The sequence below is a fragment of the Odoribacter sp. Z80 genome, assembly GCF_009935865.1.
Classification (GTDB): Bacteria; Bacteroidota; Bacteroidia; order Bacteroidales; family Marinifilaceae; genus Odoribacter.
Genome location: NZ_QWEL01000002.1, coordinates 222,273 through 247,126, shown reverse-complemented (window position 1 = coordinate 247,126; position 24,854 = coordinate 222,273). Strand labels below are relative to the sequence as shown.

Genomic DNA, 24,854 nt, shown 5'->3' with positions numbered 1-24,854 from the left:
AACAGCTCTCCGGCAACTAATCATTTACTTGTATTGTGTATATAAGCGGCTCTAACCAGCCGCTTATTTTTCATCTTGTGTTTTGCAAATGTTCTGCAATTTATTAAATCATAAAACCCAACTATCTGTAAATAAGATAATTGGGTTTTAAAATCGTGGTCCCACTTGGGCTTGAACCAAGGACTCCCTGATTATGAGTCAGGTGCTCTAACCAACTGAGCTATGGGACCTGCACTTCCGTGCGTCAATGCGGGAATATTCCCTTTGACGGGTGCAAATATAGGGATAAAATCCGGTTTTTTACAAAGGATGTGGGAAAAAAATGTTATTTTCGTTCGATGGTTGGGAAAGATGTTGGGGGAGTGGAGTGATGTTCGGGGTGTAATTTAACAGGTATGAAGATAAGTTTATTGGTTATCGGTAAGACCGATGCAGGGTATGTCCGGGAGGGAATTGCGGAGTATGAGAAGCGTTTGCAGAGATATGTGACTTATGAAATGAAGGTATTGCCAGATGTAAAGAATGCAAAAAATCTGACGGAGGCTTTGCAGAAAGAGAAAGAGGGAGAGATGATTTTAGGAGAAATACTGGCAACGGATTGGGTTGTTTTGTTGGATGAGAAAGGACGGGAATTTACTTCTGTGGAGTTTGCTGGTTTTTTGGCACAGAAGATGGTGGGGAGCGTAAAGAAGATGGTGTTTGTGGTAGGAGGACCTTATGGGTTTTCCGAACGGGTCTATCAACGGGCAAATGATAAGATTTCTTTGTCGCGGATGACTTTTTCACATCAGATGATCCGGATGATTTTTACAGAGCAGTTATATCGGGCAATGACAATTCTTAAGGGAGAGCCCTATCATCATGAATAATAATAAACCGGGCAGGGTATGAAAAAGAAGTTGTGGCTGGCATTAGTGGTGGCGTGGAGTATTTTATCGGGGGCTGCTGTATTAGAATATTTGTTTTACCATCAGGCTGAGAATCTGTGGTTACGGCATTTTGAAGAACATTTACATTGGGCGGAAGCAAGGGCGGACGATTTGTTGGCTACCTTTCAGGATAGCGTTGATGCAGACCTTGAGGAGTGGGAAGAGGATGTGGTGTTTCTCGGATTCCGGGAAGGGCAGATTGTATTCTGGACTAACGGGCAATTGGGACAAGCGGGGTTGTATGAGCAATTGAATCAGGGAAACCATTTTGTAAAAATCGGGAATGCTTATTATGAGGTACGCCATAGGCGGAGTGAGGATATGGATTATTTTGCCCTGTTGCGGATAAAGTACAGTTATCCTTATACCAATAAGTATATAAAAGACGGCTATGGAAAATTTCTTCGTATCTCCGAAGATAATACAGACCAGATAAAACTTTTTACTTCTTCCGTGGAAAAAGGACATGTCATCACAACCCGGGAAGGGAAGGAATTGTTTCATGTTGTTTTTGGTCCGCATTATAAAGAAAGGGTGCCAAGTTATTTGCTCTTTACTTTGTATTTGTTGTTTTTTCTTAGTTTGTTTTATATCTATGGCTTGGTGTTGAAAAATACCTCTTCCTGGAAATCGCAATTGCTTTATTTGTTTGTTTTTATTTTGTTCTTGTGCGGATTGCGTTATTTTATGCAGACTTTCCGTTTGCCTCCTTCTGTCTATCGTTTGCCAATTTTCAATGAAACCTTATCCAAAGACATATTTATTTCTTCGTTGGGAGATTTTTTGCTGACGGCTTTTTGTGTGTTTCAGGTGATGTATGTCACTCTTTCGAATATTAAGATAAATTATGAGAATCCGGTTTTAAGGCGCTACCGTTACGTGATGGCTGCCGTTTTGTTTTTATTTGTATTCTTTTATATTAATTTTTTCAATTTCTCAATTGACCTGGTCGTGGAGAATATGGATATTCACTTGAATATTGCTCAGTTAGTGAATGTCGGTATTTCCTCATTAGTGGCTTTTATTGCTATCATTCTCAGTGGACTGGTGATTGTGTTGATTCTCTACGGGATGGTTTCTGTTTTTCAGCATTTTTTCTCATTCGGATCAATGGTCTTACTTGCAACCTGTGTCTGTTTGTTTTTATGGCCTATGGGGCATTGGCTACGGTTGTATACTCATTTCTGGGATTGTTTTTTTATCTGGGTGATCATTCTGTTGGTTGCCGTTAATAAATATTTAGTAAAGAAAGATATTCAGCGAAGTATTTATATTCTGGTGATTTTCTTACTTTCTGTCTATATTGTGATGGTGACCAAGAGTTATGAACAGTTTAAGGAACAACGCCAGCGTATGAATTATGCAACCGAGTTGATAGAGGAGAGAGATTATAATTTTGAAAAACGGTTACTGGAGCTGGATGAGGTCATTGCACAATCGGATGAATTAAGACATTTATTGGATGGGCATCATGATGTGGCTGCAGATTCTTTGTTGGGAAAAAGTATGTTGGATATGACCGGCTATAATTATTATCCGAACATTACTTTTTGTCGGGACAGGGATAGTCTGTGGCTCAGTGATATAGGAGAATTGTGGGAATGTCGTAATTATTTTGAGGAGCTTATCCAGAAAAGCGGATATGAATTGGAAGGTACGCATTTTTATTCTATTGGTGTTTTTGACGGTTTTGTTACTTATATTGGTCGTTTCTGTTTTGGGGATACTTATCTTTATTTGCGTTTTGATGCCCCAAAGGATGATGAAGGATTAGGATATCCCCAGTTGCTTTCCCGGAAGTCTGCCGATGAAAATAATCATGTTTATCATTATTCTTACGCTAAGTATTCCGGAGGAGAATTGGTGTCGTCATCCGGTAATTTTGTTTATCATAAAAAGTTGGATGCTTTGGTAAAAGGAAATCCCGAAAAGGTAGAAATTATAGAGAAGGCCGGCTACTCCCATATGTTGATTCCGGTGGACCGGGAGGGCACTTTAGTGATCAGCCTGCATGGCAGTACATTTTCTTTGTATTACATGAATGCTTTGTATGCTTTTTTCATTTGTATCCTGATTTCTTCTTATGGTCTTTTTTTCAATGTAAACCGGGACATAAACTTCTTGCGGGGAACTTTGAAGGCCAGAATAAAGAATAGTGTGATTTCTCTGATTTTTGTTTTATTCGTTCTTCTGACTGCTTTAAGTATTTATACCAATACCAAGAGTTTTGAAAGCCGGCACAATGCTAAAGCCATTGATTTGTTGAAATATGTCAATAAAGAATTGGAACGTTTAAAGTGTGTGGATTGGGAGGAGTGTCCTGATATTTTAGAAACGTTGTCCGATATGTCGGAACTATTGTTGGTGGATATTAATGTTTATGCGGAATCGGGTCGTTTGGTGGCTACTTCCCGTCCGGAAATTTTTCAGCATAGATTTCAGGGAGACCTGATTAATCCTAAAGCATTGAAACAGATTCGCAGTTTGAATACTGCCAGTTATATAGAAAGTGAAAGTATAGCAGAATTGGAATATCTTTCCGTGTATATGCCTTTGATGCTGGATAACGGAAAAACGTATATTTTGAATATTCCTTATTTTGCCCAGAACGATGAATTGAATCTGGATATTATTATCATGGTGATTATTACGGTGAATATAGCCATAGTGATGATGGTGCTGGCTTTTATCCTTTCGGGGGTGGTGGCTGAGCGGGTGACGAAACCTTTACAAATGCTGAATGATAAGTTGAAAATGATGCGTATCGGCGGAAAAAATGAAAAGATAACTTATCATCAGAAGGATGAGGTGGGGATGTTGGTCCGGGAATATAATAATATGGTGGATAAGCTGGAAGAAAGTATCGAGCAGTTGGCGCGCTCTGAACGGGAGAATGCCTGGAGAGAAATGGCGCGTCAGATAGCGCATGAGATTAAAAATCCTCTGACTCCGATGAAGTTGAATATTCAGTTTATGCTCCGTTCTTTGCAGATGGAGGATAATGAAAGGTTTAAGCAGCGTTTTCAGGAAGTTTCCAAAATGCTGATGGAACAGATTGATAATATGGCTCATATTGCTTCGGCTTTTTCTGATTTTGCCAAACTTTCTGTGGCTCGGGCGGAGGTGCTGAGGTTGGATGAACTGGTGAAGAATTGTATTCTTTTGTTCCGGAATAGTGTTAGCACTTTAACTTGTGAAGTGGAGGAAGGAAGTTTGGTGTATGCGGACAAAGAACAGATGAGGCGTGTGTTAATCAATTTATTGAAGAATGCGGAGCAGAGCATTCCTGAAGGACGTGCAGGGGAAATACGGGTGACTGTGAAGGTCTTTGACCGGAAGGTGGAAATACGGGTGAAAGATAATGGGGTAGGGATTCCGGAAGAGCTTCGGAAAAAGATTTTTGAACCGAACTTTACGACCAAATCGAGTGGAACGGGACTTGGACTGGCTATCTCCAGGAGTATTGTTGAGAGTTTTGGAGGAAGCATAGGATTCCGTACGGAATTGGAGAAAGGTACGGAGTTTTTTGTAGTCCTGGACAGGTATAGGAATGAATAAATGAAGGTTATGGATATATTGGTATTTGTCGCAGGAGTGCTGGTAGGAATGGGGGTTATGTGGTTGTTGAGGAGAAAGAATAAGACCGGGGATAGCAAAGGAAACAGAATGACTGCCGGGTTGGAAATTACTTTGAATGATATTATCCATCTGGCTTCTTTGAATAGCATTTCCGATTTGAATGCTTTGATGATAGAATACCGTATTCCTGTCAAATATCCTGTGTTTTATGAGAAGTATCAGATGTTGAGCAAGCAGGAAAAAGATTTTTATTTTAGTGAATTGGTGACTGTTTGTGCCGGAAACCGGAAAGACGAGATTCTGGATTTGTATGAAAGATATCCGGGATTGTCAACACAGGATGTCTTATTGTGGCTGATGATGAAGATTCATACGGACAACAAAACCATTTCCCGTATTCTCGGAATTCAGGCTGAGGCCCTGAAAAAACGAAAAGCCCGGTTGAAGTTAAAAATGCAGCCGGAGCATTGGGCTAAGAAAGCGGGAGAAGGCACTTGAGTCGGTTGGCTATTTTTTCCGGGCTGATGTCTACCATGCATTTTTGATATACAGGCTGTTTGCATTTTCCCCTTCCGTCTTTTGTACAGGGACGACAGTGTAGAGGTATTTCAAAGGTTTCAGCTGTGGGACCGGAAGGAAAACCGAAAGCCGTAGGACCGATTAAGGCTAAGACCGGCACACGGAATAAATCCGCAGCATGCATGAAGCCGGTGTCTCCGCTGACAACTATATGGGAATGACGGACCAGGTAACAGGATTCTAATAAAGAAGTCTTACCGGCGAGATTCTGGACCCGTTCCGGGTCGACATCTTCTATTTCCTTGCAAAACGTATCGGCAGGACCGGCTAATATGATGAATCGGTAATCGGGAAGAAGGCGGATTAATGTTTGCCAGTGCTCTATCGGCCAACGCTTCATGGGCCAATTGGCAGAAGGTACTAAAGTAACGGTATTACTGACAATAAAAGAGTCCAGTTGTTGTGAAAAATGGAGGGGGAAATGCCAGTTCCGATAGTTGTCTGGAAAGGTTGTGATATTCCATTTCGAAAGAGGCTTCCGGTAAGATTCTACTCCCCGGAATGGCCAGTCAAAGAGGTTTTTCCGGAACCTGAACAAGAGAATCCTTTTCCTGCGTTCTTTTTTGCGCAAGGCTGTCCGGGGATGGTGTTTTATCCTGGAATATAAGACGGATTTAAGGATATTTGAACGGATGTTACTGTGCGCGTCGTAGATATAGTCGTACTGTTCTTTTCTCAGTTTGTAGGCCATTTGCCAGAGTCCCCGTAATCCGCTTGTTTTATCATATGCCCATATTTTGTCGATCCGTTCATCCATTGCCAGAAAGGAAGACATGTCTTTGCGGGCTATCCAATGAATTTCGGCTTTGGGGAACTTTTTTTTTATACCGCCGATGATACCCATACACTGGATGATGTCGCCGATGGAACTGAACCGAATGATTAGAAATTTAGGCATAGGAACGGATTTAGGAGTAATACCTGTCGGGCCTGATGTGACATAAGGGATGTCCCAGGCTTTCAGTTGTTTTTTGATGTGGTCGTTTGTAGCGTATTCCTGAAAGCTGAGTTCTGGATGCTGATGCAGGTATATGCAGTGTTTCAGACTGTGTTCAATGATTGGCTGGCCGATGGTCATAGGCATTTCATTTTGAGTAACGAAATTAAAATTTATTCTTGAATCGTGGAAATCTTAGAGAAAAAGAATTATTTTCGTATTTCATTTGAAGAATCTGATGGTTTATTAAAGTATCTGAGATATGAAAGGAATTTTTTCTGTCATTTTTCTGTTTTCTTTTTTTTCTGTTTTTTCACAGGCTGTGATGCAATTTGATAAGCGGGTACATGATTTTGGTTCAATCAAAGAAGTAGATGGCCCGGTTGCCTATGATTTTGAGTTCGTTAATACCGGTTCTTCACCGGTGTTGATTAAGAATGTGGAATCTTCTTGCGGATGTACTTCACCCGAATGGACCAAACAGCCTGTATTACCGGGGAAGCGGGGATTTATAAAAGCTACTTTTAATCCGAAAGACCGTCCGGGATATTTTGATAAAACGGTTACGGTTTATTCCAATTCCCGGACTGCAGTGGTTGAATTGAAAATCAAAGGGACTGTAGAGGGCAAGACCCGGACTGTCCTGGATGATTATCCTTATGAACTGGCTTCTGGTCTGCGTTTACCTTTGGAAGATGTTTCTTTTATGAAAATACATAAAGGCTTGGTGAAACAGATTCAGATGGGAGTATTGAATAATGCCGGAAAGTCCGTTAGCGTTAGTTTTGCCGCTCTGCCAGCTCATCTTCAGATGAGTATTGAACCGGGGCAGATACCGGATAAAGGGCAGGCGGTCATCAAGGCTTCTTATCATTCTGCTTTGCATGGTGATTTCGGTCTGAACAGGGAACAGGTGACTATGTTGGTGGATGGAAATAAATATGTGTTGCCGGTTTCCGTATACATTGAAGAGGATTTTTCCGGAGTGGATGTTGCTACGGCTCCTGTTGTTGAGGTGGATAAGAAATATTATAATTTTGGTCAGACAATTTCTGCCCAATCTGCTACGTTTACTTTTCAGTTGAAAAATACAGGGAAGAGTCCTTTGAAAGTTCACCGGATTTATTCCAATGACGACCGGGTGGCTGCAGAAGTGGCCAGGCAGGAATTGAAGCCCGGAGAGACGGCAGCGGTTGTGGTGAAAACAGTGGCTGGTGCGGATAAAGGGAAAGTTACCGCAGTGCTCAGCGTTATCACCAATAGTCCTGCCACTCCGGATTTGAAGCTTCGGTTTTACGGGGAGATACAATAACCTTTGGGTTGGCCGGAAGATTTTAAAACTGCAGGAATATGAAGAAATACATACCCAATCTGATAACGGGACTGAATGCTGTTTCGGGGACGGCGGCGGTGTTTATGGCATTGTATGGTGAAATGATGTGGGCGGCCTGTTTTATTATGGCAGGGATGGTGTTTGATTTTTTTGATGGGATGGTTGCCCGTCTGTTGCATGTAAAGTCGGAGATGGGAAAGGAACTCGATTCTTTGGCTGATGTCATCAGTTTCGGGGTGGCACCGGCTTTGCTGGCTCATTTGTTGATTCGTAATTTACTTTTCCCGGAAGGAGGAGGGGATATTGCTTTGTTGTCTGTTTATGAACAGGGCATATTATTTGTTCCTTTGTTGATTCCTGTTTTTTCTGCTTTCCGGTTGGCAAAATTCAATCTGGATGTCCGGCAGGTATCTTCTTTTATCGGTATGCCCACTCCTGCAAATGCCTTGTTTTGGGTGACTCTTGTTTTTGCATCGGTTCATACTCCGGAATGGTATGGGTATTTGTTCGGGAATATTTATGTTCTGGGGGCAAGTGTCTTATTGTTATCTATTCTGCTGGTTAGTGAACTGCCTATGTTTTCATTGAAGATTTCAGGTTTTGGCTGGAAAGAAAACAAAATCCGTTACAGTTATCTGATTTGCTTAATTGTGGCTGCATGCATTTGGGGTATAGGAATAATCAGTTTGGTCATTCCTCTGTATATCTTTTTTGCTGTATTGGAAACGTTGGGAAAAATATTTACCACCCCAAGTCGTTGATGGGGTCATAATCAACATAGTCATGTGAAGGGGATATAACTGTGTTGCAAACCGCTTTGCCGGAAGATTGGTTTTGGAGCAAGGGTAATTCCGGGTGTATTCCTGAGCTGTTCAGCAATTTGCCGGAAAGGCTGAAATGGAAAATATCCAGTTGGGTGATGACCACAATACCTGTAACGACTGCTGCCGCCACACCATATTTCAGAAGGCGGTGGAAGATATTTCCGGAAGCCTCCAGGTTGATATAGGAAGACATGTCCGGAGCGGTAGAGACCAGAGGTCTGGAAGAAACATTCTTGACCGAACTTTCTGAAGGAGCGTAAGAAAGAGGTTCCATTCCGAAAGTCTCTGCGAAGAAGTTATTTTTTGTAGGTTCGAAAATAATGTTGAACCGACGGTCGGTAAAAAATACTCCTATGTCCCCGAATACGACACGTTGTTTCTGATTTAATTTAATTTTCAGCTCTTCGCAAAAGAGCATCAGTTGTTTAGTCGCCCTGTCGTAGCTGATATTTTCTTTGGCGGCAATCCAGTTTACCAATAAGCCGTCGTTGTGAATTAAGTTTCGGTTGAATAAAATATCTTTAGTCGGCGGACAAATGATTCCGCTGTTTTCGTCTATATAAGCACTTTTATAATTGCAGATAAATCCTCCGAAATCCGGAATAATTACGCAATCGTGCAAAAAGAGTAAGTCAGATATGTATTCAATAAACTTATGCATGGTACAAATGTAGAAAAAATCAATGTAACTTGTATAGATAATCCTTAGAAATTTCTTCCGTTTTTCGAAATATTGGTAATTTATTGCTTACTTTGCATAGATTCTTGTTAAACACAATAAAATTATCCTTATGAAGGTATTTGTAACAGGTGGTACCGGATATATCGGTTCACATACAGTTGTAGAATTGCAACAAAGTGGTTTTGAAGTTGTTATTGTTGATAATCTTTGTAATTCAAATATCGGCGTGCTGGACGGTATTGAAAAAATTACCGGTATTCGTCCCGAATTCGAAAAGATAGATTTAACGGATGCTGTAAAAGTACGGGACTTTTTTTTCCGTCATCGGGATGTTGTTGCAGTCATTCATTTTGCTGCTTTAAAGGCTGTTGGAGAATCTGTGCAGAAGCCTTTGGAATATTACCGCAATAATCTGAATTCTTTGATGAATGTTTTGGACGGTATGCGCGAATTCGGTGTGAAGAATCTGGTATTTTCGTCTTCATGTACGGTCTACGGTCAGGCTGATGTTTTGCCGGTTACGGAACAGACTCCCCGGAAGCAGGCAGAGTCTCCTTATGGAAATACCAAAACCATGTGTGAGGATATTTTACGTGATCTGGCTAAGGTGGAGAAAGGGATGAATCTGTTGGCTTTGCGTTATTTCAATCCTATCGGAGCCCATCCGTCTGCTTTGATTGGTGAACTGCCCAACGGTGTGCCTAACAATCTGATTCCTTTCCTGACTCAGACGGTTGCAGGCATTCGTGAACAATTAAGTGTATTTGGGGACGATTATGATACCCCCGACGGTTCTGCTATCCGTGACTATATTGATGTGGTGGATCTGGCAAAAGCACATGTTGTGGCGATTCGCCGCCTTTTGGACGGGAAGAATAAGGATAATTATGAATATTTCAATATCGGTACCGGAAACGGAGTGTCTGTGTTAGGTTTGATCCGTGCTTTTGAGAAAGCTACCGGTGAGAAAGTGAATTATAAAATTGTGGGACGCCGTGCCGGGGATATTGAGAAAGTGTGGGCGGATACTTCTTTTGCCAACAGTGAATTGGGATGGAAAGCGGTTAATCCGCTGGAGGAAACTTTGGCTAATGCGTGGAGATGGCAGAAGCATCTGATGGAGAAATGATTTGTGTATACTGAAATGAAACCGGCCGGAAATGAAGTTTCCGGCCGGTTTCATTTATACATAGGAAGCATTATTTTTTAGATGGAGTATTTTCCAGGATTTTGTCAAAGAATGCGGAGTAGGTGTTTACATACTCTTCGGGGGTAGTATATTCGGTTATCGGTTTGCCGCTTTTGGCCGCATACTCTTTCAGTTCGGGGTCTACTTCCTGGCTGTTGAAAATAATTCCGTCCGAATAGTCGAAAGCCAGTTTGTTAACATTGGTATGGGTCGGTTCGCTTATTATGCTTACGTCTTTGGAAGTAATGTTTTCACTTAACACTTTCTGGGCAAAGTCTTTGTGCAGGGTTCCGTCAAATTGGTCGTTATAGGTGGAAAAGACGACTTTGGAGTGGGCGAACATCGGATCCTCATGGTATTCTTTTTTCAGGTAGAGAGGTACTAATGCGGTAAACCATCCCTGGCAGTAGATGAGGTCAGGTGCCCAACGTAATTTTTTTACTGTTTCAAATACTCCCCGGGTAAAGAATATGGAGCGTTCGTCGTTATCTGCAAAGAAAGTGCCTTTGTCATCGGTAATCACATGTTTCCGTTGAAAATAGTCTTCATTGTCAATGAAATATACTTGCATGCGGGCCGATTGGATGGAGGCAACCTTGATAATTAAAGGGTGGTCGGTATCATTAATAATCAGGTTCATGCCGGATAAGCGAATGACTTCGTGAAGCTGGTTGCGTCTTTCATTGATGCAACCGTAACGCGGCATAAACGTCCTGATTTCCTTTCCTTTTTCTTGAATCCCCTGGGGCAGGTAACGACCGATATGTGCCATTTCCGATTCCGGTAAGTAGGGAGTGATCTCTTGAGAGATAAAAAGAATCTTTTTTTTCGCCATAGTATTTTCTCCAAAAATCATACAAAGATAGTCAAAAATGTTCACAAATCAAATTGGTCTGAGTGAAAATGGGATGTATAGTGTTTTGTAAATGAAAGAGAAGAAGATTTGTTTTTTTTGTTTATTTTTGAAATAGAAATAATAAATGAGGTGTGGTATTGAATGGCTGAACATAATGAATTTGGAAAATTCGGAGAACAAAAGGCTGTAGATTATTTGCGGGAGAGGGGGTATATTGTTCTGGAAAGAAATTGGAGATGGAAACATAAGGAGTTGGATATTGTTTGTCTGAAAGATGGATGGTTGGTGGTGGTTGAGGTGAAAACCAGACGAATGAAAGAGGAACGTCCGGCTGAATTGCTGGACCTTCTGAAAAGAAGGAACCTGCGGAAAGCGGCTGACGTTTATATCAGGTCAAAGGGAATAGAACGGGAGGTGCGGTTTGATTTGGTGGTTGTGAGTGGAGAAAGCGGAGAAATAGAGCATATTCCGGATGTAATTCAGGTATTTGAGTAGATTTTTATGGGTAATAAAGTTTTTGTAACGGGAGCAACCGGATTGTTGGGAAGTCATCTTATTTGCTATTTGCTTCAAACGGGACACTCTGTATGTGCTTTGAAACGTGCTGGCAGCGATTTGGCAGGGGCATTTCAGGTTTTTGGGTTTTATCCGGGCGGGCAAGAGTTATGGAAAGAAGTAAGATGGGTGGAAGGGGATGTATTGAAACCGGAAACTTATGTCGGTTACATCCGGCAGGCGGAGGTGGTGTATCATTGTGCGGCGATGGTTTCTTTTGATGAGGGAGACCGGGTTTTGTTGGAGGAAACCAATCTGCGTGGCACGGAAAATATAGCGGCTGCTTGTTTGGAGTGTGGTTGCCGTTTGTGCTATGTCAGTTCGATAGCTGCTTTGGGGGATGCCGTCCGGGAGATGGAGGTGATTGACGAAGCGACACCGGTGATTGAGGGCAGAGAACATTCTGTGTACTCCTGGAGTAAAGGCAATGCGGAAAAAATCGTATGGGAGTTTGTAGGACGGGGATTGGATGCTGTGATCGTCTGTCCGTCTGTCATTCTGGGACCAGGAGTGTGGACCCGGAGCAGTAGCCGTTTATTTGCTGCTGCGGCCCGGGGAATTCCGGTTTATCCGCGTGGTGTGACCGGATATGTAGACGTGAGGGATGTGGTGGCGTTGATGGTGCGTTTGGCAGAAGACGGGATGGTCCGAGGAGAACGGTTTGTGCTGAATGGCGGCAATTATGCTTTCCGGGAGTTGTTTGCGGTGATTGCACGGGCTTACGGGAAACATCCGCCCTATTTTTATCTGAGACCGTGGATGGGGGAAGTGGTTTGGCGTTTTTTGGCAGTCGTGGGGCGGTTGGCCGGCAGAAGGCCGGCCTTTACCCGGGAGACGGCCCGCACATCTCAACACCGGTCGTTTTATTCAAATGCTAAAATTTCAAACCGGTATCCGGATTTTCGTTTTCATACGCTGGAAGAAACTGTCGGGTATATAAAGAATATCAGAGAGGGGCTTGATCGGTTTTCAAATTAGCGCATTATTGTATACTTTTGTCGGAGATAACATAAAACGCAGCAGATGGACCATTCATTGTTAGAGAAATTAGAGACTTTTTATATTCGTTTTAAAGAAATCGGACAGCTGATAACCGATCCTGAGGTGATTCAGGATATGAAACGTTATGTGCGTCTGACGAAAGAATACAAGGAATTGGAGGAGGTGACGGCGGCGGGTGATAAGTATAAAGTTGCGTTACGTACATTGGAGGAGTCTAAAGAAATTTTAGCTACGGAAAAGGATCCGGAATTGTGTGAGATGGCGGAGGAGGAGATGGCGGAATTGACGGAAAAATTGCCAGCCATGGAGCAGGAAATCAAGATGTTGTTGATACCTGCTGACCCGGAGGATAGCAAGAATGCTATTCTGGAAATCCGGGGAGGAACGGGTGGTGATGAGGCTTGTTTGTTTGCCGGGGATTTGTTCCGGATGTATGTCAAGTTTTGTGAGAAGAGAGGCTGGAGGCTGGAGGTTTCCAGCTTTAATGAGGGTACGGCCGGGGGATATAAAGAAATCGTGGCCAGTGTTTCCGGAAATAATGTATACGGCGTTTTGAAGTACGAATCCGGTGTGCACCGGGTGCAGCGGGTGCCGGAAACGGAAACCCAGGGGCGGGTACATACTTCTGCGGCGACGGTGGCTGTACTGCCGGAGGCGGAAGAGTTTGATGTACAGATTAATGAAGGGGAGATAAAATGGGATACGTTCCGTTCGGGAGGTGCCGGTGGGCAGAATGTGAATAAGGTGGAGTCGGGAGTGCGGTTGCGTTATATGTGGAAAAATCCGAATACCGGTGTATCGGAAGAGATTTTGATAGAATGTACGGAGACCCGGGACCAGCCGAAGAATAAAGAACGGGCGTTGGCGCGTCTGCGTACTTTTATTTATGACCGTGAGCACCAAAAATATATGGATGATATTTCTGCCAAACGGAAGACGATGGTGAGCACCGGCGACCGTTCGGCGAAAATCCGTACTTATAACTATCCCCAGGGACGAGTGACCGACCACCGGATTAATTTCACACTTTATAATCTTCAGGCTGTCCTGGACGGCGATTTGGATGAAGTGATCGAGAAATTGCAAATCGAGGAAAATACGGAACGTTTGAAAGCCAGCGGATTGTAAGCTTGCAGATCGTGAATGGAAATGAATTAACATACAGATATTATGGATTATACTCAGTTGTTTGAGCAGATAAAAAAGAAAAAATCTTTTCTCTGCGTCGGTTTGGATTCCGATATCGCTAAAATTCCGGCTCATCTGTTGACGGCCGGAGATCCTGTTTTTGAGTTCAATAAAGCTATTGTTGATGCGACGGCAGAGTTTGCTGTTGCTTATAAACCCAATATCGCTTTTTATGAAAGCCGGGGTGTGGAAGGGTGGCTGAGTTTGGAAAAGACAGTGAAATACATCCGGTCGGAATATCCGGAAGTTTTCATCATTGCCGATGCGAAACGGGGCGACATCGGGAATACCTCCCAGATGTATGCGAAAGCCTTTTTGCAGACGCTTGATTTTGATGCTATTACAGTGGCTCCGTATATGGGCGAAGACTCAGTCACTCCTTTCCTGCAATATGAAGGGAAATGGGTGATTTTGCTGGCCTTGACTTCTAATAAAGGTGCTTTTGATTTCCAGTTTTTTGATAGTGAGGGGGAGAAATTGTATGAGAAAGTGCTGAAAAAATCCCAGGAATGGGGGGATAAACAGAACATGATGTATGTGGTGGGGGCTACCAAAGCTGAAATGTTGGGCGGTATCCGTGCCATTGTTCCCGATCACTTTCTTTTGGTGCCCGGAGTGGGAGCGCAGGGTGGCAGTCTGGAAGAAGTGGCGAAATATGGCATGAATAGTCATTGCGGCTTGATTGTCAACTCTTCGCGCGGTATTATTTTTGCGGATAAAACCGAGAATTTTGCTGCCCGTGCTGGGGAAGAAGCCCGGAAACTTCAGGGGGATATGGCATGTTTGCTTGAAGAAAAGGGCATTATTTAAGATATTAAAACCCGGTCTATAAATTCCGCAAATCCGTTGTTTCGGTCTGAAGCAACGGATTTGTAGTAAGGTTTCAGACGGAAAGGGGCATTCCCAACTAAAAAAGCTGTACCGCACAGGTCTAAAAAATCAACATCGTTGTAATCGTTGCCTAATCCGGCACAATCTTCGGGGTGAATATCCAGTTGTTTCAGCAAGCGGAGGCAAGCAGTGCCTTTGTTGATACCCGGTGCAAATATCTCTATCCAGACGGCTTTGGCGTCTATCGGAGAGGTGGAGCGCACTACCGAATAGCCGGCAAGGTCTTTCCGGATTTTTTCCAGTAAATGAATCTGTGAAGCATCCAGAATCATGACAAACTGTGTCGCCTCGCTTTGTATGCCGTCGGGCGAGCAGATGGGGATGCCGAAAGGTTTGTAAGCGGCTAATCGGCGTTTGTAGTCTTCGTGCAGAGGGTATATCGAGGTATAATAGAAATGGTGATTGTCGGGGATGGCCTGCTGGATGGTGAAGTTGATGTTATAGTCCCATAAATAGCAGGCAATTTCCTGGGCGGTCTGCCGGCTCAGGTGGCGTGTGAACAGCATTTGCCTGTCCGGCCATTTTAATATCCCGGCTCCCGATGAAAATATGAGGTAGTCAATGGGAAATCCGGGAGGGAGGGCCTGTAATGCCGAATATAAATTGCGGCCTGTGGCGATGATGCGTTGGATTCCTTTCTGTCCTGTCTTTTGGAAAGCGGCTAGTGTTTCGGAACTTATTTTACCTCCTTTGGGGAGAATCGTGCCATCTAAGTCCGAGATGATAGCTTGTATCATAAGGTGATTTGTTCGTAGGTGAAATAAGGGAGCGGCTCCACTAAGTAGTGAAGCACTTTTTCCTGATTCATCCCGTCCAGCGGATTATGGCTGTAACCGAAAGTCGCTTTGATGCCCATGTTGATAAAGTGTACGGCCCGTTCAATGGCTTCGGGCAGGCTGTCACCGTTGAGCAGGCATCCGGTGATTACGCTGGCAAACGCGTCTCCCGTGCCGGGATATGTGGCCGGGACATAGTCGCTGCAAACGCGCCACATCCGTCCGTCCGTTTTGTTGTAGGCGATTGTCGCTATATTTTTGTTTTTCTCCGCAGGGGGAGCGGAAGTAATGATGCAGTATTCCGGTCCCAGTTGGCTGAGTTCGCGGCACCATGTGAAGGCTTCTTCGGGGGTGAGGTCCGGACGGTAGGGACGACCGGACAGGAAAGCGGCTTCGGTCAGGTTGGGAGTGATGACTTTGGCCTGGGAGCAGAGTTGCCGCATGCCTTTTACCATAGCGTCGTCCATGCCGGGATAGAGTTGCCCGTGGTCGCCCAGGACGGGGTCGACCAATATGAAGTTGTCCGGGGTTTTAAAGTCGTTGAAAAAACGTTCCACAATCTGCATTTGCCGATAGGAGGCCAAATAACCGGAATAGAGGGCGTCAAAGTGTAAATCGAGTTCTTTCCAATGGTCGATGATGGGTTGCATTTGGTCCGTGAGGTCGAAACTGCGGAAGTCCGGGTATTCGCTGTGGGCGGAGAGAATGGCCGTGGGTAGCGGGCATACCTGGTAGCCCATATAGGATAAAATGGGTATGGCTACAGTCAGAGAAGCCCTGCCATAACCGGAAAGGTCGTGAATTGCTGCGATTTTTTTCATGTTGCAAAGATATGACAAAGAAACGAAAGTGGATTTGAAATGCAGAACGAATGTTGTCTGTTGATGATTTAACAATCATTGCCCGATGGGCCTGCAATCAATTCAATGGCTTCTTTCCCGGTCAGGTGTTCAATATCAAGACAAATCATAAGCATGTGTGTGAATCCTTTGTCTATTTCTCTGTGCAAACCAATCTCATCATTTGGATTATATTTAATCCCAAGTGTATAAGCCGCCTTTAGTTTTTCAGATGAGGATTCAATGATGTGAATTTTGCCAAATGCTATGACACTGCGAAAAAATGTTGTGAATTTCTCTGGCTGAACGTCATCTCGTTCTGTTACGCAAAAAGAAGCTTTGTCATGGTTTCGGATAGCATCTATTTTGTGACCGGACAATGCGCTGTGAAAGAATAATTTACCGTTACTATATACAAAACTGATGGGTACTGCGTACGGATAACCATTATCTCCGAGCAGAGCTAAAGTGCCGGATGTTGCATTTTTTAGGATTTCGATACACCTTTCTTTTGTGAGCTGTTGGCGTTTACGCCTCATTTCCCGGAAGTTCATGTAGTGATATAATTTTAAGATTTGAGGGCTGCAAGAATTCTCGGCGACTCCTTCTAAGAAGTTACAAATTTATTCATTTTTCCGGTAATTATTGCAGGGCATCGTTGCGATTATTTCTATTTCCGGTAAAAATGAAAAAGTTTTCCGTACCGGAAATGATTTGGTTGTTGTGTCATTCTTTTTTTTTTTTTTTTGTAAGATGAAAAGATAATATATTGCATATGTGTATAAAAATTATGGGGTATGGTGACAAAAAATAAATATTATTTTTAAATTTGCATCATAAAAATGGGGGGTGTAATCCTAAAAATGATAATTTATGGCAAAAATCAGATTTTCTGCATTAGAGGAACTTTCGAATCGTAAGCCGGTGGATGTGGGGGAACGGCGAAGGGTGTCCGAAATTTTCGGGTGTGACGTGTTGACCGTTGATAAGATGCGTCAATACCTGTCAATAGAAGCTTTTAAAAAGCTGGAGAAGGTGATGTCAGAGGGTGGGGTGATTGACCGGGGGCTGGCGGACCAGGTGGCTGCCGCCATGAAAGCGTGGGCGGTGGAGAAGGGGGCGACTCATTATACCCACTGGTTTCATCCTTTGAACGGGGCTACAGCAGAGAAGCACGACGGTTTTATTGATTTGCAGAAGAACGGTTCCATCATTGAGGCTTTTGACGGCCGGATGTTAGTGCAGCAGGAACCGGATGCGTCCAGTTTCCCGAATGGCGGTATCCGCAATACGTTTGAGGCGCGGGGGTATACGGCCTGGGACCCGGGCTCACCTGCCTTTATTAATAATAATACCCTTTGTATTCCTACGGTGTTTGTAGCTTATACGGGGGAGGCACTGGACTACAAGACGCCCATGCTGAAAGCTTTGGCTTTGATTGACAAGGCGGCGGTTGGTGTGTGCCAGTATTTTGACAAGGATGTGCAGAAAGTGGTGGCAACCTTGGGTTGGGAACAGGAATATTTTTTGGTGGACGAGGCTTTGTTCAATGCCCGTCCGGATTTGAAGTTGTGCGGGCGGACCCTGATGGGACATTCGGCAGCTAAAGACCAGCAGTTGGAGGACCATTATTTCGGTGCTATTCCCGAGCGGGTGAATGCTTTTATGGATGAACTGGAATATGAATGTCACCGTTTGGGGATTCCGGCGAAGACACGGCATAATGAGTGTGCACCCAACCAGTTTGAACTGGCCCCTATTTTTGAGGAGGCGAACCTGGCGGTCGACCACAATCAGCTATTGATGTCAACGATGAAGCGCATTGCAAGACGACATAAGTTCAGGGTGTTGCTGCATGAGAAACCGTACAAAGGAATCAATGGTTCGGGCAAGCATAACAACTGGTCTTTACTGACGGATACCGGGGTGAATTTGTTGTCGCCGGGCAAGAATCCCAAATCGAATATGCAATTTTTGGTGTTTCTGGTCACAACCACGAAAGCTGTCCTGGAGCAGGAAGCTTTACTGAAGGCTTGCATCGTATCGTTGGGGAATGAACGTCGTCTGGGGGGAGATGAGGCCCCACCGGTGATTATGTCCGTATTTTTGGGTCAGCAGTTGGATTCGATTCTGGATGAGATTGAGCAAAAAGTGAGCAGCAAGAGAATGAGTCCGGATGAAAAAACGGAGTTGAAACTGAACGTAGGGAAGATTCCGGAGATTATGCGTGATAATACGGACCGTAACCGTACTTCGCCTTTTGCTTTTACGGGAAACCGTTTTGAATTTCGGGCGGTGGGGTCTTCTGCCAATTGCGGTGGGGCGATGATTGTCCTGAATACAGCTGTGGCTGAGCAATTGCTCACTTTTAAGGGTGAAGTGGATGCGTTGATTGAGAAAGGAGTAAAGAAGGATGAGGCCATTTTTCAGGTACTCAGGAAATATATTATTGCCTGCAAGAAGATACGTTTTGAAGGAAACGGATATAGTAAGGAATGGAGGGAGGAGGCTGAAAGAAGAGGGCTTTCGGTGAACAGTGACTGTGTCGGGGCGTTGAAAGCTTATCTGACGCCCAAAGCTAAAAAATTGTTTGTGGATAACGGTATCTTTACGGAACGCGAACTGGAGGCCCGTTATGAAATCAAGAATGAGATTTATCTGAAAAAGTTGCAGATAGAATCGAGGGTGTTGGGGGATTTGGCTTTGAATCACATTATTCCCACGGCTATTTCTTATCAGAATACATTGATTAATAACGTTCGGGGATTAAAGGAGATTTTGCCGGATGTCTATGCCGAAGTGGGAGAAGTGCAGTTGAAAGCGATTAAGGAGATCTCGGCTCATATCAAGGAAATCCGTACGTTGGTGGATGATATGACTGAAGCCCGTAAAGTAGCTAACAATACTGTTCCTAACGAGGTTGAAAGGGCCGCTGTTTATTCAGGGACCGTTTTACCCTATCTGGACAGAATCCGGTATCATATTGATAAACTGGAGCTGTTGGTGGATGATGAAATCTGGCCGCTTCCGAAATATAGGGAGTTGTTGTTTTTTAAGTAATATAATAAATGAGCAGCTTGAAGCTGCTCATTGTTGTTTAAAGGGGGTTATCTCATTTTTAGCAATTCGTCTATGTGTGTCCTGTCGTTCCAAAGGCGGGGTACTTTATGCTGACCACCGAGCTTGCCTTTTTCTTTCAACCAGTCGTTGAAAAGTCCCGGACGGGCGACATGCAGTTTCAGGCGTTCCAGGGATAATAACCGTTTGGCCTCATAGTCAGAATTGAGTTTTTGAAGTTCCCGGTCCAGGATCTCGGCAAAGTTTTCCGGATTGTCCGGTGGGGTGTCAAATTCAATCAGCCATTCGTGGGCACCTTTTCGGCCTTCATCCATGAAAACGGGGGCAGCCGTAAATTCAAACACATTGGCTCCGGTCTGTTCGCAAGCGCGTTTGAGGGCTTCCGTTGCGTTGTCTATGATGAGTTCTTCCCCGAATGCGTTGATAAATAGTTTGGTGCGTCCGGTGATTCTGAATTTATAGGGCTTGGTTGAGGTGAAACTGATGGTGTCGCCGATCATATAACGCCACAGGCCGCCGCTCGTGGTGATAATCATGGCGTAATTGACGCCGGGTTCCACTTCCTCGAGGAGCAGGGTTCTGGGATACTGTTTTCCCATTTCGCTCATGGGCATGAATTCATAATATATCCCATAGTCCAGCATAAGCAGCATAGACGGATCTGCCGGGTCGTCCTGCAGACCGAAAAATCCTTCGGAGGCATTGTAGGTCTCCATGTATTTCATTTTCGGATGCGGGAGCAGGCGTTTGTATTGTTCGCGGTAGGGAGTGAAGCTGATGCCTCCGTGGATGAATAATTCTAAGTTGGGCCACACTTCGTGCAGGTTTTCTTTCCCTGTTTTTTCAAGTATTTTGTTTATCACCGTGAGAAACCAGGAGGGGACGCCGGCCAGGCAGCGTACGTCTTCTTTGACAGTGGTTTCGCATATTTTTTCAATTTTTTCTTCCCAGTTGCTCATTAGCATGATGGAGGAGTCAGGCGTTTTCATCATATTCGCCCAGAAGGGAGTGTTTGAAATCAGGATGGCGGAGAGGTCGCCGAACTGACAGTTGTTGTTGCTCCGGCTGACTTCGCTGCTGCCTCCCAGTGCCAGTGTTTTACCGCTAAAGACCTGGGCTTCTGGATTGAGTTTGTTGAAGATGGCGATGACGTCTTTTCCTCCCCGGAAATGGCTTTCTTCCAATATTGTCGGGCTTACCGGGATGAATTTGCTTTTGGCATTTGTCGTTCCCGATGATTTAGCGAACCATTTCACTTCTTCCGGCCAAAGGATGTTATTTTCGCCTTCCATCATGCGGTGTATGTCATTGCTGATTTCTTCGTAATGGATGACCGGTAGCCTTTCCCGGTATTGTTCGGCAGTCAGGATCGTGTCGAAGTGGTATTTCCTGCCGTATTCCGTGTTGGCTGCTTTGGCCAGCAGTTCCTGAAGAGTGTTCCGTTGTACTTTGACCGGATTGTTTTTGAAGTATTCGATCTGGGTCAGGCGTTTTTGGGTGAACAGCGATAATATAGAATTGATAAAGGCCATAGAATATTCTGGAATTAGAAGCGATTTTGAAACAATAAGTCAGTTTGTTTACAGGTTTAGTCATCAAACTGGAGACTTAATTGGGGATTAAGTAATGTAAAACTTAACCGATGGAAATCTGTCGGTCCCGCAATTTCTATTCCCTGCCGGTGTTCTTTGGTGGGGTAACCTTTGTTTTTTTTCCAGTTATATACGGGAAATTGTTCATGAAGTTGTTTCATGTATTCATCCCGATGGGTTTTGGCTAATACCGAAGCTGCTGCTATAGACATGTATTTCCCGTCTCCTTTGACGATGCAAAGGTGAGGGATTTTGCCGTATTTCTTGAATCGGTTGCCATCGACGATAATATGTTCGGGTCGGACAGAAAGCTGGTCCAGTGCTCTGTGCATGGCTAAAATAGAAGCATTCAGGATGTTGATATGGTCTATTTCATGATTGTCTGCAAAGGCGACAGCCCAGGCGACAGCTTCTTTTTCGATGACGGGACGGAGTTTCTCCCTTTGTTTTTCGGTGAGTTGCTTGGAATCATTCAGCAGTTCGTTGGAAAAATTTTCAGGTAAAATAACGGCCGCAGCAACTACCGGTCCGGCCAAACATCCCCGGCCTGCCTCATCACAACCTGCCTCGATGGCATCGGATTTGTATTTTTTTTCTAACATAGTTCTTCTGTGAATCCTGAAAATTGTAGGGTATTCTGATTTTATAAATTCCAATTTTAGCTCTTCCGGAGAACCAGCAGATATAATCGCAATCGTTAATCTGAAGTTTACAATTTTAGGTATCTTTGCAAATGTAATCATTTTCAATTTTCAATTTTCAATTTTCAACAATTTTATGTGGTCGAAAGAAGAGCTAAAAGAGTTAAGAATTAACTTCTGGGCGGGATTTAAGCACTATTGTTCTGCGCATCAGGTTTACAGAAAGTGGGTATTAACCGGAGTGAAAATCAAATCTACTCAATTAAAGTTTTATGCAGACGCTCAAAAAGCCTTGGTTTTGTTTCAGATTGACCATAAAAATGATTTGGAACGTTATCGTGTATATGAGTGTTTTTTTTCTTACCGTAAATTGATGGCGGCAGATTGCGGAGAAGATTTGAATTGGAAAGAAGATTATAGCGGATTGGGAGAACGCAAAGTTAGTGCTATCTATTTTGAGTTGGCGGATGTGAATATGTACCGTTGCGAGGACTGGGATAAGATTTATGCTTTCTTTGCAGAGAAAATGCCTTTGTTGGAAGAGGCTTATTGGGAATACCGGGATTTGATCCGTGAGCGATTGAAGGAATAATAATTAGGAGCGGGTAAATAAAAATGGCCTGAATTTTCAGGCCATTCTTTTCATTTGGAAAATTAAAAATTAGAAAATTTTCATGTAATATACTTTGGAAAACCATCCTTTAATACAGTATATAGAGTTGCCTCGCCCTATGGAATTGACGGCTTTTACTTTGGAATGTCTTTCCAATTATACGCCGGAAGACCCTTTAATAGCCGCTTTTGCGGAGATTGGAGCTTATTGATATGAATTGAGCCGTCCGAAACCGGACGGCTCTTTTTCTCTTATGGAGAATAATGTTAAACCTGATGAATGGTAACAAGTTGGTTCATGCCGTTCTGTACGGCTTCAAGGTTCATCGGGATAAGGTCATGGTGACGGGGAGGAAGGGATTTTCTCAATCCTTTTTCCAGGTTGTCCAGATTAATAATCGGTTTTACCTTTAAAAATCCTCCTAAGATAATCATATTGAAGATTTTCGGATTACCGCCTTCTGCTGTGAGCCGCGCACCTTCTATCTGATAAATATTAATATCTTTTCGGGTCGGATGATGGGTGATCCCATTGGGGTCATAAATCAGGGTTCCTCCGGGTTTTACCAATGACTCGAACTTGTCCATGGATTGCTGATTCAGTACGATGGCCGAATCGAAGGCATTCAATACGGGAGAACTGATCCGTTCGTCACTGATGATGACGGTTACGTTGGCTGTACCTCCGCGCATTTCCGGTCCGTAAGACGGCATCCAGGATACTTCTTGGTCTTGCATGATTCCGGAATAGGCGAGAATCTTTCCCATGGAAAGTACTCCCTGGCCGCCGAATCCTGCTATAATAATTTCTTCTGTCATAAAAATTATAATTTACAATTTATGATATTCAGTTTAAATGTCTTTGATGTCTCCTAACGGATATTTGGCAAACATGTGTTCATGCATCCATTTATTGGCATCTACAGGTGACATTTTCCAGCCGGAGTTACAGGTCCCGACTACTTCTACAAAAGAAAGGCCTTTCTGCAAACGGGTGTTCTGGAAGGCTTTTCTGATGGCATTTTTAGTCTTGCGGACTGCGCCCGGTGTGTCGGCACTTTGGCGGGTTACGTAGCAGGTTCCGTCAAGTTGTGCCAGCAATTCGGTGATCTTCATCGGGAAGCCGTTTAGTTTGGCGTCGCGGCCATAAGGGGTGGTGGCGGTCACTTGTCCCAGCAAGGTTGTCGGGGCCATCTGTCCGCCGGTCATACCATAGATGGCATTATTGATGAAGACTACTACGATGTTTTCTCCCCGGTTGCAGGCGTGCATGATTTCAGCACATCCGATGGAGGCCAGGTCACCGTCTCCCTGATAGGTAAAAACATATTTTTCCGGATGAAGCCGGCTGATGGCTGTGGCTACTGCCGGCGCGCGTCCATGGGCTGCCTCTGCCCAGTCGATGTCGATATAATTGTAAGCAAATACACTGCATCCTACCGGAGAAACACCGATGGCCTGGTCCTGGATGTTCAGTTCTTCAATTACTTCTGCGATCAGTTTATGAACCACTCCGTGTGTACATCCCGGACAGTAGTGCATGATGTTGTCGGTGAGGAGACTGCTCTTTTTCAGCACGAGGTTTTCCTCTTTTATAATGTCTGTTAATTCCATACGAAACGTTTTTTTGATTTACGATTGATTTGCTGACGATTTATCGTTTATCAGATCATAAATTTAGTTTTTAGTGCCTCCACAATCTCTTCCGGGGTAGGGACAACACCGCCCATACGTCCGTAAAAGTCTACTTTCACTTTACCGTCGACTGCCAGCCGTACATCTTCAACCATTTGTCCTGCACTCATTTCCACAGACATGAAACCTTTTACCTGCGAGCAAAGTCCGGCAATGGGTTGGTATGGGAACGGATAGAGAGTGATGGGGCGTAAGAGTCCCACTTTGATTCCAGCTTCGCGGGCGAGCTGAATGGATTTCTGGCAGATACGGGCTGTAGAACCGTAAGCGACAAGGATATAGTCGGCATCTTCGCAATACAGGGCCTCATAACGCACTTCATTGGCTTCAATTTCGCGGTATTTGCGTTGCAGTTTTTCATTGAAAACTTCCTGACGATGGGCTTCCAGCTCCAGGGACGTAATTACGTGTCGTTCGCGTTTTTTCTTTCCGGTGAGGGCCCAGCTGCCGGAAATCTTTTCGATTTCTTCGTCCGTCCATCTTGGGGTATAATCCGGCAAAACAACTTTTTCCATCATCTGTCCGATAACTCCGTCTGCCAGTATCATAGCCGGATTCCGGTATTTGAAAGCCAGTTCGAATCCCAATACGACAAAGTCACTCATTTCCTGCACGGAAGCAGGGGCCAGGACAATCAGGTGATAGTCTCCGTGACCTCCTCCTTTGGTGGCCTGAAAATAGTCGCTCTGTGAAGGCTGGATGGTGCCCAGGCCAGGGCCTCCGCGCATGACATCCACAACCAGACAAGGTAATTCGGCACCCGCAATGTAAGTGATCCCTTCTTGTTTCAGACTGATCCCGGGGCTTGACGAGGAAGTCATTACTTTTTTCCCGCAGGATGCACCGCCATATACCATGTTGATAGCGGCTAATTCACTTTCAGCCTGAAGGACTACCATTCCTGTTTCTTCCCACGGTTTGCGCAACATCAGTGTTTCCATGACTTCAGATTGTGGGGTAATCGGGTAACCAAAGTAACCATCGCAACCGCATCGGATGGCGGTTTCTGCAATGACTTCATTACCTTTCATTAATTTTACTTCTGCCATATTTTAGTTATTTTGTTATTTATATCTA

24 protein-coding genes and 1 tRNA gene are annotated in these 24,854 nt (G+C 44.1%); 13 read left to right on the top strand and 12 right to left on the bottom strand.

Going from position 1 to position 24,854, the window contains the following annotated elements:
• Window positions 1-156: 156 nt before the first annotated feature.
• A tRNA-Ile gene (locus tag D1136_RS02855) sits at window positions 157-230 on the bottom strand.
• A 165-nt stretch (window positions 231-395) separates the two neighbouring features.
• Here D1136_RS02855 and rlmH point away from each other — a divergent pair.
• Genes rlmH through D1136_RS02840 form a run of 3 tightly spaced genes read left to right on the top strand, consistent with a single transcriptional unit; the run spans window position 396 to window position 5,006 of the window.
• Window positions 396-869, top strand: coding sequence for a 23S rRNA (pseudouridine(1915)-N(3))-methyltransferase RlmH (gene rlmH, locus D1136_RS02850; RefSeq protein WP_161876112.1), 474 nt, complete (start codon window positions 396-398; stop codon window positions 867-869).
• 18 nt (window positions 870-887) lie between these two features.
• The gene (locus D1136_RS02845; protein ID WP_161876111.1) at window positions 888-4,487 is read left to right on the top strand and encodes a HAMP domain-containing sensor histidine kinase; all 3,600 of its coding nucleotides are present in this window, start codon (window positions 888-890) and stop codon (window positions 4,485-4,487) included.
• A gap of 9 nt (window positions 4,488-4,496) precedes the next feature.
• Entirely contained in the window at window positions 4,497-5,006 is a 510-nt protein-coding gene (locus tag D1136_RS02840; RefSeq protein ID WP_161876110.1) for a hypothetical protein, read from the top strand.
• Here the strand turns inward: D1136_RS02840 and D1136_RS02835 are convergent.
• Window positions 4,981-6,165: a glycosyltransferase family 9 protein gene (locus D1136_RS02835; protein WP_237566964.1), complete on the bottom strand. Its 1,185-nt coding sequence runs from the start codon at window positions 6,163-6,165 to the stop codon at window positions 4,981-4,983. The two genes, D1136_RS02840 and D1136_RS02835, sit on opposite strands and share 26 nt — an antisense overlap.
• Window positions 6,166-6,286: 121 nt before the next feature.
• On the opposite strand from D1136_RS02835, the gene D1136_RS02830 reads away from it, so the two are divergent.
• Together D1136_RS02830 and pssA are read left to right on the top strand one after the other, a co-directional pair.
• On the top strand, window positions 6,287-7,336 hold the full coding sequence (locus D1136_RS02830) for a DUF1573 domain-containing protein (protein WP_161876109.1): 1,050 nt from the start codon (window positions 6,287-6,289) through the stop codon (window positions 7,334-7,336).
• A 38-nt stretch (window positions 7,337-7,374) separates the two neighbouring features.
• The gene (pssA, locus tag D1136_RS02825) at window positions 7,375-8,118 is read left to right on the top strand and encodes a CDP-diacylglycerol--serine O-phosphatidyltransferase (RefSeq protein WP_161876108.1); all 744 of its coding nucleotides are present in this window, start codon (window positions 7,375-7,377) and stop codon (window positions 8,116-8,118) included.
• On the opposite strand, the gene D1136_RS02820 is transcribed toward pssA, so the two are convergent.
• A complete protein-coding gene (locus D1136_RS02820) occupies window positions 8,099-8,842 on the bottom strand; it encodes a hypothetical protein (RefSeq protein WP_161876107.1) in 744 nt (247 codons plus the stop codon). The two genes, pssA and D1136_RS02820, sit on opposite strands and share 20 nt — an antisense overlap.
• 130 nt (window positions 8,843-8,972) lie before the next feature.
• On the opposite strand from D1136_RS02820, the gene galE reads away from it, so the two are divergent.
• A complete protein-coding gene (gene galE, locus D1136_RS02815) occupies window positions 8,973-9,992 on the top strand; it encodes a UDP-glucose 4-epimerase GalE (protein WP_161876106.1) in 1,020 nt (339 codons plus the stop codon).
• 70 nt (window positions 9,993-10,062) lie between these two features.
• Here galE and D1136_RS02810 read toward each other — a convergent pair whose 3' ends face one another.
• Window positions 10,063-10,887: a glycogen/starch synthase gene (locus D1136_RS02810; RefSeq protein WP_161876105.1), complete on the bottom strand. Its 825-nt coding sequence runs from the start codon at window positions 10,885-10,887 to the stop codon at window positions 10,063-10,065.
• 162 nt (window positions 10,888-11,049) lie between these two features.
• Between D1136_RS02810 and D1136_RS02805 the strand changes: the two genes are divergently transcribed.
• Genes D1136_RS02805 through pyrF form a run of 4 tightly spaced genes read left to right on the top strand, consistent with a single transcriptional unit; the run spans window position 11,050 to window position 14,463 of the window.
• The gene (locus tag D1136_RS02805; RefSeq protein ID WP_161876104.1) at window positions 11,050-11,403 is read left to right on the top strand and encodes a YraN family protein; all 354 of its coding nucleotides are present in this window, start codon (window positions 11,050-11,052) and stop codon (window positions 11,401-11,403) included.
• Window positions 11,404-11,409: 6 nt separating this feature from the next.
• On the top strand, window positions 11,410-12,441 hold the full coding sequence (locus D1136_RS02800) for an NAD-dependent epimerase/dehydratase family protein (RefSeq protein WP_161876103.1): 1,032 nt from the start codon (window positions 11,410-11,412) through the stop codon (window positions 12,439-12,441).
• Between the two features lie 45 nt (window positions 12,442-12,486).
• Window positions 12,487-13,593 (top strand): peptide chain release factor 1, encoded by a 1,107-nt coding sequence (gene prfA, locus D1136_RS02795; protein WP_161876102.1) that lies wholly within the window; start codon window positions 12,487-12,489, stop codon window positions 13,591-13,593.
• 42 nt (window positions 13,594-13,635) lie between these two features.
• On the top strand, window positions 13,636-14,463 hold the full coding sequence (gene pyrF, locus D1136_RS02790; RefSeq protein WP_161876101.1) for an orotidine-5'-phosphate decarboxylase: 828 nt from the start codon (window positions 13,636-13,638) through the stop codon (window positions 14,461-14,463).
• Here pyrF and D1136_RS02785 read toward each other — a convergent pair.
• The 3 genes from D1136_RS02785 to D1136_RS02775 form a co-directional block, all read right to left on the bottom strand.
• A complete protein-coding gene (locus D1136_RS02785; protein ID WP_161876100.1) occupies window positions 14,460-15,281 on the bottom strand; it encodes an HAD-IIB family hydrolase in 822 nt (273 codons plus the stop codon). The genes pyrF and D1136_RS02785 overlap by 4 nt on opposite strands.
• Entirely contained in the window at window positions 15,278-16,141 is an 864-nt protein-coding gene (locus tag D1136_RS02780; RefSeq protein ID WP_161876099.1) for a pyridoxamine kinase, read from the bottom strand. The genes D1136_RS02785 and D1136_RS02780 overlap by 4 nt, the downstream gene beginning before the upstream one ends.
• 68 nt (window positions 16,142-16,209) lie before the next feature.
• Entirely contained in the window at window positions 16,210-16,713 is a 504-nt protein-coding gene (locus D1136_RS02775; RefSeq protein ID WP_161876098.1) for a pyridoxamine 5'-phosphate oxidase family protein, read from the bottom strand.
• A 319-nt stretch (window positions 16,714-17,032) separates the two neighbouring features.
• Between D1136_RS02775 and D1136_RS02770 the strand changes: the two genes are divergently transcribed.
• Window positions 17,033-19,219 carry a glutamine synthetase III gene (locus D1136_RS02770; protein WP_161876097.1) on the top strand — a complete coding sequence of 729 codons (2,187 nt, stop codon included), beginning with the start codon at window positions 17,033-17,035 and terminating at the stop codon, window positions 19,217-19,219.
• Window positions 19,220-19,266: 47 nt separating this feature from the next.
• On the opposite strand, the gene D1136_RS02765 is transcribed toward D1136_RS02770, so the two are convergent.
• Window positions 19,267-20,769, bottom strand: a complete 1,503-nt coding sequence (locus D1136_RS02765) for a GH3 auxin-responsive promoter family protein (protein WP_161876096.1) — start codon at window positions 20,767-20,769, stop codon at window positions 19,267-19,269.
• Window positions 20,770-20,825: 56 nt separating this feature from the next.
• Window positions 20,826-21,431: a ribonuclease HII gene (locus tag D1136_RS02760; RefSeq protein WP_161876095.1), complete on the bottom strand. Its 606-nt coding sequence runs from the start codon at window positions 21,429-21,431 to the stop codon at window positions 20,826-20,828.
• Window positions 21,432-21,606: 175 nt separating this feature from the next.
• Between D1136_RS02760 and D1136_RS02755 the strand changes: the two genes are divergently transcribed.
• Window positions 21,607-22,062 carry a DUF4268 domain-containing protein gene (locus D1136_RS02755; protein WP_161876094.1) on the top strand — a complete coding sequence of 152 codons (456 nt, stop codon included), beginning with the start codon at window positions 21,607-21,609 and terminating at the stop codon, window positions 22,060-22,062.
• A 94-nt stretch (window positions 22,063-22,156) separates the two neighbouring features.
• Window positions 22,157-22,294 (top strand): hypothetical protein, encoded by a 138-nt coding sequence (locus D1136_RS02750; RefSeq protein ID WP_161876093.1) that lies wholly within the window; start codon window positions 22,157-22,159, stop codon window positions 22,292-22,294.
• A gap of 55 nt (window positions 22,295-22,349) precedes the next feature.
• Here D1136_RS02750 and D1136_RS02745 read toward each other — a convergent pair whose 3' ends face one another.
• The 3 genes from D1136_RS02745 to D1136_RS02735 are packed head-to-tail and all read right to left on the bottom strand — an operon-like array spanning window position 22,350 to window position 24,826.
• Entirely contained in the window at window positions 22,350-22,901 is a 552-nt protein-coding gene (locus D1136_RS02745) for a 2-oxoacid:acceptor oxidoreductase family protein (protein WP_161876092.1), read from the bottom strand.
• A 33-nt stretch (window positions 22,902-22,934) separates the two neighbouring features.
• Complete coding sequence (locus D1136_RS02740) at window positions 22,935-23,696, bottom strand: thiamine pyrophosphate-dependent enzyme (protein ID WP_161876091.1); 762 nt, start codon at window positions 23,694-23,696, stop codon at window positions 22,935-22,937.
• 50 nt (window positions 23,697-23,746) lie between these two features.
• Entirely contained in the window at window positions 23,747-24,826 is a 1,080-nt protein-coding gene (locus tag D1136_RS02735; protein ID WP_161876090.1) for a 3-methyl-2-oxobutanoate dehydrogenase subunit VorB, read from the bottom strand.
• Window positions 24,827-24,854: the final 28 nt, after the last annotated feature.